The sequence below is a fragment of the Bradyrhizobium sp. genome, assembly GCF_016213215.1.
GTDB lineage: Bacteria > Pseudomonadota > Alphaproteobacteria > Rhizobiales > Xanthobacteraceae > Bradyrhizobium.
Genome location: NZ_JACRAW010000043.1, coordinates 79,339 through 92,308, shown reverse-complemented (window position 1 = coordinate 92,308; position 12,970 = coordinate 79,339). Strand labels below are relative to the sequence as shown.

Here is a 12,970-nt window from a genome sequence, read left to right as displayed (position 1 = left end):
TGATCGAACCGCGCCCCGGCGAAGGTCGTGGTGCTCTTGTGACAGGTCTCGCAGGACGCGGTGGTCGCAACGTGCTTTGGCGACTTGCCGAGCGCCGTTGCGCCATTGTGACAGGTCGCGCAGGCCGCCGTGGCAGCCTTATGATCGAACCGCGCCCCGGCGAAGGTCGTGGTGCTCTTGTGACAGGTCTCGCAGGACGCGGTGGTCGCAACGTGCTTTGGCGACTTGCCGAGCGCCGTTGCGCCATTGTGACAGGTCGCGCAGGCCACCGTGGCTGCTGTATGCGTGAATCGTGCCCCGGCGAAGGTCGTTGTGCTCTTGTGACAAGTCTCGCATGGCGCGTTGGTGACGATGTGCTTGGGCGGCTTGCCCGTCGCATCGCGGCCGTTGTGGCACGAGACGCACGGTCCTTGTCCAACGGAGTGATTAAACCGGGCGCCGAGCATGGAACCGAAACCCGGCTTGAGATTCCCAGCTGTCAGAGTCGACGGACCGAAGCTTGGCGGCGTCGCACCCGACGGACCGATCGCAGGAGGCGGCATGCTCCGCACGACGCTGGCCGGAGCTTGCGCCAAGTTCTGCACGGCAGGAGTTGGAGCCGGTGACGGCACGACAGCAGGAGTCGCTGTAGTACCGGCGGGCTTCGAGACGCCGCCGGATGCGACCGGCGCGACCTTTGCGAAATTGGACACGCTCGGGTTCGTCCTGGCGCCGGCCGAAGGCGCAACCGCGGTGCCCGGAGCGGCTGGAGCCGTCGCCGCGGGCGCAAATGTCGAAGTCGACACCGGCTTGCTGTTGAACACGAGGCTGGTGCTGGTGCTTGGCGCGGGGCTCGGCTTTGCGGATCTTGCTACCGGCGTCGCCGGCGGCAAAGGCGTCGCCGTGGGCATCGGCGTACTCTTGGGCGCAACGCCCGTGCCCGATGAACGGGACTGGGGCGCCGTGCCGGTAAGCTTGGATGCGGCAGAGCGCACCACCGAGGTGACGCCCGAGATCGTCCGCGTGACGACCGATTGCACCGACTTCGTCAGCACGGCGAGGGTCGTGGGCTTTGCGGGCACCAGCGTCTTGGCCGTGGTCACACACCCGGCGGCGGGCTTCTGTTCGCCACTCCAGCTGGTGAAGGTCGTGGTCGACTTCACGTGGCAACAACCGCAGTCCTGGGACGTCGCCCTGTGATCGGGCCCCCGCGCGCCCTTGGTGCCCTGGCTCTTGTAGGCGCCGCTATGGCAGGTGTCGCACCGCGTCGCGTGGACCGCGGCATGGGACATCGTATAGGTCGTGAAGCTCGTTGCACTGCTGGTGTGGCAGTTGCTGCACTGGATTCCGGGCACCGGAATATGCGGCGGCGTGGTCAACCCGGTCGCGGTCGCACCGTTGTGGCACGACGAGCAATTCGTGTCGGCCGCGGCGTGGGTATAAGTGCCGCCCGACCAGCTGACATAACCGCCACTCACCGCCTTCGCGTGACAGCTCGCGCAATCCTTCCCGTTGGTAGGGACGTGACCGGCGTAGGAGGCCGTGCCATAGGCGCCCTTGGTGCCTTGCGACGTATAGGAACCGTTGTGGCAGGCATCGCAACGCGTGCCCGTCACCGCCGTGTGTTTCATAGTATACGTGGTGAAGCTTGTCGCCGTGCTGCTGTGGCAATTGCTGCACTGGATGGTGCCGGTCGGAATATGCGGCGGCGTGGTCAATCCAGTGGCGGTGGTGCCGTTGTGGCACGAAATGCAATTGGTGTCCGCCGCCTGGTGCGTGTACATGCCTCCCGACCAGCTTGAGAAGTTGGTCGCCGCGCTGGCATGGCACGCGATGCAATCGCGGCCGCCCGTCGCAACGTGGCCGGCATAGGAGGCAATGCCCAGTGCGCCCTTGGTTCCTTGGGAGGTGTACGACCCGTTATGGCACGCGTCGCAGCGGCTCGAACTGACCGCCGCGTGGTTCATGGTGTAGGTGACGAAGCTGAGGGCCGAGCTCGTGTGGCAGTTGCTGCACTGGATCGTGCCGGTCGGAATATGCGGCGGTGTGGTCAGGCCTAACGCCGTGGTCCGGTTGTGGCAGGCGGTGCAATTGGTGTCGGTACCCAGGTGAACGTAGGTGCCGCCCGACCAGCTCGCGAAGCTCGTGGCAGCGGTGGCATGGCAGGTGACGCAATCCCGGCCGCCGGTCGTGACATGGTTGGCATATGATGCCGTCCCCATTGCGCCTTTCGTGCCTTCGGCAGTGTACGAGCCGTTGTGGCAGGCGTCGCAGCGAACCGCGCTGACCGCCGTGTGATTCATCGTGTAGGTGACAAAGCTTGCCGCCGTATTGGTGTGGCAGTTACTGCACTGGATGGTGCCGGTCGGAATGTGCGGAGGTGTCGTCAGTCCGAGCGCCGTCGTCCCGTTGTGGCAGGTCGAGCAATTGGTGTCGGTCGCCTGATGCACGTATCCGCCGCCCGCCCAGCTGGTATAGCTCGCGGCTGCGCTGGCGTGGCAGGTCACGCAATCACGGCCGCCGGTCGCGATATGATTGGGATAGCTCGCCGTGCCGAGCGCGCCTTTGGTGCCTTCCGCCGTATAGGAGCCATTGTGGCAGGCATCGCAACGCATGCCTGACACAGCGGTGTGGGTCATCGTATAGGTGGCAAAGCTGGCGGCCGTGTTGCTGTGGCAGTTGCTGCACTGGATGGTGCCGGTGGGAATGTGCGGCGGTGTGGTCAGCCCGAGGGCGGCTTTTCCGTTGTGGCAGTTGACACAATTGGTGTCGGTCGCCTGGTGCGTATACGTCCCTGCGGCCCACGACATGTAACCGCCACCGACCGCAGCCGCGTGACAGGTCACGCAATCGCGGCCAGCTGTCGCGACGTGACCGGGATAGGAAGCCGTGCCGTATGCGCCCTTGGTGCCCTGGCTGGTGTAGGATCCGTTGTGACAGGTGTCGCATCTCGCGGCACTCACTGCCGCGTGGTTCATCGTGTAGGTGAGGAAGCTCGCCGCCGTATTGCTGTGACAGTTGCTGCACTGAATGCCGGTTGCCGGAATGTGCGGCGGCGTGGTGTTGCCGGTCGCCGTGGTACCGTTGTGACAGTTGATGCAGTTGGTGTCGCCCGGCTGATGCGAATAGGTGCCGCCCGCCCAGCTGACGTAACCACCGCTCGCCGCGGCTGAATGGCACGTGATGCAGTCCTGGCCCGCGGTCCCGATGTGGCCAGGATAGCTGGCGATGCCGTATGCGCCCTTGTTTCCTTGGCTCGTATAAGAACCGTTGTGGCAGGAGTCGCAGCGGGCAGCACTCACCCCCGCATGGCTCATGGTGTAGCTGGTGAAGCTCGCCGCAGTACTGTTGTGGCAGTTGCTGCACTGGATCCCGCTCGCCGGAATATGCGGCGGCGTGGTCATGCCGGTCGCCGTGGTCCCGTTATGGCAATTGATGCAGTTCGTGTCGGTCGGCTGGTGAGAATAGACGCCGCCCGCCCAGCTGACGTAGCCGCCGCTCGCCGCGGACGCATGGCAGCTGATGCAGTCGCGGCCTGTCGTCGCCACGTGGCCCGCATAGGCCGTGGTGGCATAGGCGCCTTTGGTGCCTTGCGAGGTATAGGAGCCGTTGTGACAGGCATCGCAGCGCGTTGCGCTGACCGATGCATGGTTCATCGTATAGGTCGTGAAGCTCGCCGCGTTGCTGTTGTGGCAATTGCTGCACTGGACGGTCGCGCTCGGAATGTGCGGCGGCGTCGTCATGCCGAGCGCATTCGTCCCGTTATGGCAGCTTGAGCAGTTGGTGTCGGTCGCCACGTGGCTGTAGGTCGCACCGGCCCAGCTGGTGAAGCTCGCCGCGGCTGCCGCGTGACAGGTGACGCAGTCGCGCCCGGCAGTGGCGATGTGGTTCGGGTAGGACGCAGTCCCGAGCGCACCCGAAGTGCCCTGGGCGGTGAACGATCCGTTGTGACAGGCGTCGCAGCGGATCGCGCTCACCGCCGAATGCGTCATAACATAGGTCGTGAAGCTCGCCGCCGTGTTGGTGTGGCAATGGCTGCACTGCACCGTCGCGCTCGGAATGTGCGGCGGCGTCGTCATGCCGGGCGCGATCGTATTGTTGTGGCAGGACGCGCAGTTGGTATCGCCGGCCTGGTGCGTGTACTTGCCGCCGGCCCAACTGGTGAACGTCGTCGCCGCGCTGGCGTGGCAGGTGATGCAATCCCAGCCGTTGGTCGCGACGTGGCCGGGGAAGGAGACCGTTCCCTGAGCGCCCTTCGTCCCTTCGCCCAGATAGGAGCCGTTGTGGCAGGAATCGCACCTTGACGCACTCACGGCCGAATGCGTCATGGTGTAAGTCGTGAAGCTTGCCGCTGTGTTGTTGTGGCAGCTGCTGCACTGGACCGTCCCCACCGGAACATGCGGCGGCGTGGTCAGTCCTAGCGCCGTTTTGCCGTTGTGGCAGTTCGAGCACGCCGTGTCGGCCGGCTGGTGCACATAGGTGCCGCCGGTCCAGGAGGTGAACGTTGCGGCTGCCGATGCGTGGCAGACGGCGCAATCCTGACCACTGGTCGCGACGTGGTTGGGATAGGAGGCCGTTCCCTGCGCGCCCCTGGCGCCTTCCGTCGTATATGAGCCGTTATGGCACGCATCGCAGCGAACCGCGCTGACCGACGCGTGCGACATAGTGTAGGTGGCAAAGCTTGCCGCCGTGCTGCTGTGGCAATTGCTGCACTGGACCGTGCCCGACGGAATGTGCGGGGGCGTGTTCATGCCCGTAGCGGTGCCGCCGCCGTGACAGCTGATGCAGTTGGTATCGGACGGTTGGTGAACGTAGGAGCCGCCCGCCCAACTCGTGAAGCTGGTGGCTGCCTTGGCATGGCAGGCGACACAGTCCTGACCGTTGGTGGCAACGTGGCCTGGATAGTTTGCCGTGCCGTAGGCGCCGGTGTTTCCCTGGCTGGTGTACGAGCCGTTGTGGCAGCTGTCGCACCTGGCGTAGCTGACCGCCGCATGGCTCATCGTATAGGTGATGAAGCTGGTCGCCGTGTTGCTGTGGCAATTGCTGCACTGGACCGTCCCGATCGGCACGTGAGGCGGCGTCGTGTGTCCGGTCGCGGCGGTGCCGTTGTGGCAGTTCGAGCAATTGGTATCGCCCGCCTGGTGCGCGTAGATGGCACCCGACCAGGTGACATAACCGCCGGTCACCGCCTTGGTGTGGCAGGTCGCGCAATCGGCCCCACTGGTCGCAACGTGACCAGCGTAGGACGCAGTACCGTAGGCCCCCTTCGATCCTTGACCCGTGTACGACCCGTTATGGCATGAATCGCAGCGGGCCGTCGCAACGGCGGCGTGATTCATGGTGTAGGTGGCGAAGCTTGCCGCCGTGTTGCTGTGGCAGTTGCTGCACTGGATGGTCGAGGTCGGAATGTGCGGCGGTGCCGTCAGTCCTTTGGCGGTCGTTCCATTGTGGCAGGACGTACAATTCGTGTCGGCGGCCTGATGGACATAGAGACCTCCGGCCCAGCTTGTGAACCCGGTAGCCCCGTGGCAGGTGACGCAATCGCGTCCGGCGGTCACCACGTGATTGGGGTATGAGGACGTCCCCTGCGCGCCGCTGGTGCCCTGGCTGGCAAACGACCCGTTGTGACAGGCATCGCACCGAACCGTCGCAACCGCGGCGTGATTCATCGTGTAGGCGGTGAAGCTCGCGGCAGTGCTGGTATGGCAATTGCTGCACTGGGTTGTCGCGGTCGGAAGTTGCGGAGGCGTGGTGAGGCCGGTCGCGGTCTTGCTGTTGTGGCAATTGACGCAGTTGGTATCCGAGGGACCGTGAACGAACGAGCCGCCTGACCAGGTCGTGAAGTTCACCGTCGCCTTCGCATGGCAGGTAACGCAGTCCGAGCCGTTGGTCGAAACGTGGCCCGGATACGACGCGGTGCCGAGAGCGCCGCTGGTGCCCTGGCTCGTATAAGACCCGTTGTGACAAGCGTCGCAGCGCAAGGCGCTTACCGCGGCGTGACTCATCGTGTAGGTCACGAAGCTCGCCGCTGTGTTGTTGTGGCAATTGCTGCACTGGGTTGGCCCGGTCGGAACGTGCGGCGGCGTCGTCATGCCGGTCGCCATCAGACCGTCATGACAACTGACGCAATTGGTATCCGAAGGCGCGTGCGCATAGGCGCCGCCGACCCAGCTTGAGAAGGTGGCCATCGCGCCGGTGTGGCAGACTGAACAGTCGCGTCCTGCCGTAAAGACGTGTCCGGGATAAGCGGAAGTTCCAAGCGCGCCCTTCGTACCCTGGCTGGTATAGGAGCCGTTGTGACAGGCATCGCAGCGGCTGGCGCTGACCGCAGCGTGGCTCATCGTATACGTGGTGAAGCTGGCAGCCGTGTTGCTGTGGCAATTGCTGCACTGGATTCCGGACACCGGAATGTGTGGCGGCGTAGAAGCGCCCGTTGCTGCCGTTCCGTTGTGACAGTTTGAACAGTTCGTGTCGCCCGGCTGATGCGCATAGACGCCGCCGGTCCAGGACGCAAATCCGACGCCGGCCGCGGCGTGACAAGCGACGCAGTCCTGCCCGTTGGTCGGGACGTGGCCGGGATAAGACGAAGTCCCCAGCGCACCCTTGGTGCCGTAGTTGGCATAGGATCCGTTGTGACAGCTGTCGCAGCGGCTGGAGCTCACCGCTGCATGGTCCATGGTGTAGGACGCGAAGCTAATAGCCGTGTTGCTGTGGCAGCTGCTGCACTGGACCGAACCAACGGGGACGTGACTCGTCGACTTGCCCGTGGCCGTAGTCCCGTTGTGGCAGTTCGAGCAATTGGTATCTGTCGGCAAGTGCGCATAGACGGCGCCGGCGAAGCTGGTGAAAGCCGGGGCGGCGCTCGTGTGGCAGCTCAGACAGTCGCGGCCGCCAGTCGGGATGTGTCCCGGATAGGCCGACGTGCCCTGCGCCCCCTTGCTGCCCTCACCAGTGTACGCACCCGAATGGCAGGCGTCGCAGCGGATTGCAGCTACCGCCGTGTGATTCATGGAGTAGGTGGCAAAGCTTGTCGCCGAGTTGCTGTGGCAATTGCCGCATTGCACCGTACCGGACGGGACGTGCGGTGGCGTGGACATGCCGGTCGCGTTCGACCCGTTGTGACACGACGAGCAGCTGGCATCCGAGGCAGCGTGGACGTACTTGCCTCCCCGCCAACTCGAAAAGCTCGCCGCCGCCGTCGAATGGCAGGCGATGCAGTCCCGCCCGCTCGTCGCGACGTGGCTGGCAAAGGACGCGGTGCCCTGCGCACCCGCCGTACCTTCGTTGACAAAGGATCCGTTGTGGCAGCTGTCGCACCGGCTCGCGCTGACCACAGCATGATTCATGTTGTAGGTCGTGAAACTTGAGGCTGCGCTGGTGTGGCAATTACTGCATTGAGCCGCGCCGATCGGGATATGCGGCGGGTTGCTTTGGCCTTGCGCGATGGCGCCGTTGTGACAACTCGCGCAATTGCTGTCGCTGGGCTGGTGTACAAACGTCGCACCGGCCCAGCTGATGTGGCTGGTGGCGGCGTTCGCATGGCAGGTGATGCAATCCTGGCCGCCGGTCGGAACGTGGTTGGGACGTTGCGCGGTTCCAAACGCGCCTTGGTTGCCTTGCGTGGTGTAGGCAGCGTTGTGGCAAGTGTCGCATCGGCTGCCAGCCACCGCCGAATGGTTCATCGTGTAGGTGGCGAAGCTCGGCGCCGTGTTCGTGTGGCACTCACTGCACTGCACGCCGCGGGCCGGGATGTGCGGCGGCGTCGCCATCCCTGGCGCGACTGCGTTGTCGTGGCAGCCCACGCAATAGGTGTCGCTCGCCTTATGCTGATAGAAGGCACCGGCGAAGCTGACGGTGCTGGCGTGACAGGTCTCGCACGGCAGGGTGGTCGGAACGTGATTGCCAGACTTGCCAAGTGCCGTGACGTTGTTGTGGCAGCTGGCACAGCCCGACGTGACGCCGGTGTGGTCGAACTTCAGGACGATGGCGAAGCTGACTGTGCTGGTGTGGCAGGTCTCGCACGGCATGATGGTCGGCACATGGTTGTTCGGTTTCCCGAGTGCCGTCGTACCATTGTGACAGGTCGCGCAACCGGCAGTGATGCCGGTATGATCCATCTTGGTGCCCAGCGCGAAGCTCGCGGTGGTCTTATGGCAATTCTCGCACGGAGCCTTGGTCGGCATGTGAGTTGGCGGCTTGCCACGGGCACTGCTGCCGTTGTGGCAGGCCGAACAGGCGGCGGTCGCCTGGGTATGGTCGATGACGCGAATGTCGCTCCACCGCGTCGTCTGGTGACAAGCTTCGCATCGGTTGGTCGTCTTCGGATGATTTACCGGCTTGCCGGACGTCTGCGCGCCGTTATGACAGCTCACACATTGGGTCGGCGTCGCCTTGAAGCGTCCAGAGACGTGGCAGGAGCCGCAGTCGACGGTGCGATGGCTACCCGTCAGCGGAAAACCGGTCGAGAAATGATCGAAGCTCGCGCCCTGCGCATGGACGTCCTGCACGCCGGCGATCACAAACACGCAAGCGACCGCGGCGCCCCAAAACATGGCGCATACGCGACGCATCACGCGCGTCAGATGACTACGGCACCCGAGCAACTTCGTCTCCGACCTTGCAACCCGAACTGAAACAATTACCGAGACCGCGAATGCAGGCTGCCAACCCTTCGAGACACAAAATCCCGTTCGGCAAAATCGCGCAGCGATTGCCGTGTGCCGTCAGCTGACATTTCACGCATACTCGGTCCTGCGGGCGGCTTCCTGCTGTCCCCCCACCCGCGTTACGAACGCTCCTTCATCCCCCTCTGCGGCGCATCCCCTTCTGGGCCGCAGATCGCCGAATCATCCGAAGTGATTCGATTGCCACAAACGTAAACGACGGATCTGAGAAAGACCTGAAAGCTGGCCGGAAAGTTGACCAAGCTGAATGCAAGCTGAACGGCGGAACGCCTTTCTGCTATGCATGCCGCATTTATTGCGAAACACCTGCAGAAGGATGTCGCGCTCCGCAAGTCAGCGCTTGATCTCCAGCTTCCGCCACGTGGTGGTGACGTGACATCGCTCGCAATCCCTGCCGAAAGTGCCTTGGTGCGGATCCGCGATACGATGGCAGCTGTAGCAGTCCATCGCCAATTTGAGGCTGGGTGGCGACTTGGCCTTATGGCAGGTCTCGCATGTGAGCTTCTGATGCGCGCCGGTGAGCGGAAATTTCGTCTGTAGGGCGTGATCGAAACGCCAGCGCCCCCATCCGTTCGGGTTGTGACAGCTTGCACACCGCGTGCCGAGCCGTCCTTGATGGCGGTCCTCGTGGCATTTCTCGCAGGCGGTCGGCGCATCCTTGTAGGTCGGGCTACGATGGCATTCCTCGCACGGCACCTGGGCGTGTAGGCCGATCAACGGAAAATGCGTGATGTCGTGATCGAACGAGACGCTCTTGCGCCAGTCAGTATCGCCGTGACAGGTTTCGCATCGAGTACCCAGCTTGCCCTTGTGTGGGTCGTCTTTACGATGACAGGAGATGCAGGTGCTGGCGAGCTTGTCGCGATACAGAACGCCCGTGTGGCAGGTATCGCACTTGATCTTCGCGTGCGCGCCGCGCAGCGGGTATTTGGTCTTGTCGTGATCGAAACGCGTGTCGCTCCACTTGTTCTGGTTATGGCATGTCTCGCATTTTGCACCGTAACGATCCGCGTGCACGTCCTGCAGCCGGTGGCATGATATGCAGGTGGTCGCCAGGTCCTTGTAGACCTCGCCCGCATGGCACGTTGCGCAGGCGACCTTCTTGTGCGCGCCCTGCAACGCGAAATGCGTCCGATCATGATCGAAGGGCTTGGTATCACGCCATTTTGTCACGGAATGACAGCTATCGCACCTCTCTCCCAGCCGCCCCCGGTGCGGATCCAACTTCTTGTGGCATTCGAAGCAGACCGACGGCGTCTTGCGATACTTGATCTTCTCCTTGTGGCACCCCTCGCAGGCGACGTTCCTATGGGCGTCGACCAGCCGGTAGTTTGCACGATCGTGGTTGAACGTCTCCCGGTCGAGTTGGGTGATGTCAGCCTCGCGACCTTTGTGATCGGTGTGACACTGCCGGCACTCCAGCGCGATCGCCTCGCGATCGCGCCCGTGCAAGCCCGTGCGAGCCGCTCGGTCGGCTGCAATCTCCTTGTGGCAGTCCAGGCATAGTCTCGACTGCGAATGCCTGGAAAACGGCTCATGGCATTTCGAACATTGCGATTCGTACTTGGCATGATGCTCCACCAGTGGGCCCGGCATCACCAGCCGTTCCAGTACGGTCTGGGCGGAAGCCGGCATCTGCAACCAAAGCGCCACAATGCCTGCGATCGCCAAAAGCGCAGCGAGCGGTCCCCTCAAGAGCCTGCCTCCTCAATAGTGGTGGACCGCCCAGACGTGAATGGTCGCGGTGGCTAACATCAGAAAAAACAACGGCAGGTGCAGGACATGCCACAGCGCGAACAGGCGTTCGTAGAAACTCAACTCTGCGGCCTTGAGCACTGCCGCCGAGTAAAGCCTCACAATGCGGGTGATTCTGTTCAACTTCTCTCGGCGCTGCCACCACGACCAGCCCAGCGCCCTGCCTTCGATGCGAATGAGACGTCTTGCTTCGGCGATCAGATGCATGCGCATTGTTCTCGCCCGCACGGCGATGACCGCGCCGGCCAACAAGCTCCCCAATGCGCTCTTCGGCGCCTTGTCCTTGATGCTGTTGCTGAACGCGTTCATTTCCTGAGCCACGAAAGCCGCGGCGTTCAGCTCGGCCCCGAGCTCATCTTTCAGTCGCTCGGCCTCGGCGAGGATCTCTTCGGCTTTAGCCGTGTGGCCGTAAAGGCCCATGTGAATCTTGCCGTAGATGTATTTTCCGACAACGCCGCTCAAGGCGACGGTCAGCATGGTGAACAGCGCGACGTTGCTGTTCAGCGGACCAAGTTTGAAGTTCGTATGAAAGATGATCAGAACCGGTCCAAGGACGCCCAGGATCATGTGGGTTCGAAACCAGAACCGCACCGATCCCAGCACGCGTGCCGACCTGTATCTCTTGCGGAAGGAGTAGATGAGCAGTGAGAGCATCGCCAGGCTGCCGCCAATCCCGAGCCAGTACCCGGGACCGGAGTCCGGCACCAGGTATTCCTCGCCACTTTGTAGCCAGCCGGCGGCAATGCCAGTCAGCGCCATGACAGCGGTCATCGCCGGAAGAACCCGCGTGATCGGGTTTGCTATGTTGGTTACGGTCTGTGCTCCGCTCGCCATGCAGAGGAATATGAAAGCCGGTGGATGCGTGGGAATGATTCTCGGTTAGCGACGACAGTACATTCAATTTTTTCGATAATCCTGAACGCCAGCTGAAACGACGCCTCTTTTACTTCGCTTCTGCGAGATCGGGCCTTAATTCCGCCAATGGCGACTGATTTACCGCGCCAGATCGATTGTCCTTAACGCAACGCAAATGGAGCTCGGATACTTTGCGGATCCATTTTTCATCGATCGAAATGGATGCCGTCTTAGCAAAAGACCGGCGAATGTTCGAGGGGCGGAGACTTGCGGATGACCGACACGGAAGCATCCAGCTTCGTCACGGCGGCATTCGACCAGTGAGCAACGTTGCCGAGCTGGACGCATTGAATCCCGAGACCTAAGCCCATGGCTCTTGATACGCTCTTCGTCTACGCGGTCCCGATGGTCGGTGTCTGGGCGGCGTATCTCGCCGCACGCCACAAACGCGAGACACAGAGCCTCGCGAGACTCTCCGCCGCCAAGGAGGCGGGCCTGATGGAGCCGGCCTCGCTCCATCCGGTTATCGATCCCTCGAAATGCATCGGATGCGGATCGTGTGTGCGGGCCTGTCCGGAGGGAGACATTCTGGGACTTATCGGCGGCAGGGCTGAGCTCGTCGAACCTTCGCATTGCATCGGCCACGGAGCCTGCAAGGCCGCCTGCCCGGCCAATGCTATCACTCTGGTCTTCGGCACGGCGACGAGAGGAATCGATATTCCCAACGTCAGTGAGGATTTTCAAACCAACGTGCCCGGCATTTTCATCGCCGGAGAGCTGGGCGGAATGGGCCTGGTACGCAACGCGATCGAGCAGGGGCGACAAGCGATCGACTCCGTGCGCCAGCTCAAGGGCATCGGCGAACCCGGCCAGCTCGACCTGGTGATCGTCGGCTGCGGTCCGGCAGGTTTTTCGGCAAGCCTCGCGGCGCTGCAACACAAGCTGCGGTTCGTGACCCTGGAGCAAGATACACTCGGCGGCACCGTTGCCCACTTTCCGCGGGGCAAACTGGTGATGACCGCTCCATTCACGTTGCCGCTGGCCGGGAAATTCAACTTCACCGAACTGAGCAAGGAAGAACTGATCGGATTCTTCGAGGAGATCGCGGCGAAGACCCGGCTCAAGATAAACAGCGGGGAGCGCGTCGAAACGGTGACGCAACTCGAAAGCGGTTTTGAGGTCAAGACGGGACGGGCGACCTACAAGACTCGTGCCGTGCTGCTGACGATTGGACGACGTGGCACGCCGCGCAAGCTCGAGGTCCCCGGCGAAGATCAGTCGAAGGTTGTTTATCGCCTGGTCGATCCAGATCAGTACCGAGGCCAACGTGTCCTCGTGGTGGGCGGCGGCGACGCAGCGCTCGAAGCGGCGTGCGCCGTTGCAGAACAACCGGATACGGTCGTTACGCTGTCGCATCGAAGCGGATCCTTCAACCGCGCCAAGCTGAAGAACCGCGACCGGGTGACTGAAGCGCAGAAATCGGGCCAGCTGAATGTCTTGTTGAATTCGTCGATTCAGCGAATCGGATTAGATGATGTCCACATCGAATCGGAAGGCGAGCTCTATACGATCGAGAACGACACAGTAATCGCGAGTGTCGGCGGCATCCTGCCGACGCCCTTTCTCGAGAGCATGGGCATCAAGGTCGAGACGAAATATGGCACAGCCTAGCTGCGTGCGTTCCGTCAGTGCTCTAA

At 62.8% G+C, this 12,970-nt stretch carries 3 protein-coding genes and 1 pseudogene; 1 reads left to right on the top strand and 3 read right to left on the bottom strand.

The window, feature by feature from the left end:
• From HY852_RS08825 to HY852_RS08815, 3 genes and pseudogenes are all read right to left on the bottom strand, one after another.
• Positions 1–8,549: pseudogene (locus tag HY852_RS08825) on the bottom strand (hypothetical protein); the annotation flags it as partial.
• Between the two features lie 447 nt (positions 8,550–8,996).
• On the bottom strand, positions 8,997–10,358 hold the full coding sequence (locus tag HY852_RS08820) for a cytochrome c3 family protein (RefSeq protein ID WP_291604059.1): 1,362 nt from the start codon (positions 10,356–10,358) through the stop codon (positions 8,997–8,999).
• Positions 10,359–10,370: 12 nt separating this feature from the next.
• Positions 10,371–11,189 carry a pyridine nucleotide-disulfide oxidoreductase gene (locus HY852_RS08815; protein ID WP_291604058.1) on the bottom strand — a complete coding sequence of 273 codons (819 nt, stop codon included), beginning with the start codon at positions 11,187–11,189 and terminating at the stop codon, positions 10,371–10,373.
• 453 nt (positions 11,190–11,642) lie between these two features.
• On the opposite strand from HY852_RS08815, the gene HY852_RS08810 reads away from it, so the two are divergent.
• Entirely contained in the window at positions 11,643–12,944 is a 1,302-nt protein-coding gene (locus HY852_RS08810; RefSeq protein WP_291604057.1) for an NAD(P)-binding domain-containing protein, read from the top strand.
• Positions 12,945–12,970 lie beyond the last annotated feature (26 nt).

Bases quoted from the DNA above. Each gene is read 5' to 3' on its own strand.
- HY852_RS08815 (WP_291604058.1), bottom strand. From the start codon at position 11,189: ATGACCGCTGTCATGGCGCTGACTGGCATTGCCGCCGGCTGGCTACAA.
- HY852_RS08810 (WP_291604057.1), top strand. From the start codon at position 11,643: ATGGCTCTTGATACGCTCTTCGTCTACGCGGTCCCGATGGTCGGTGTC.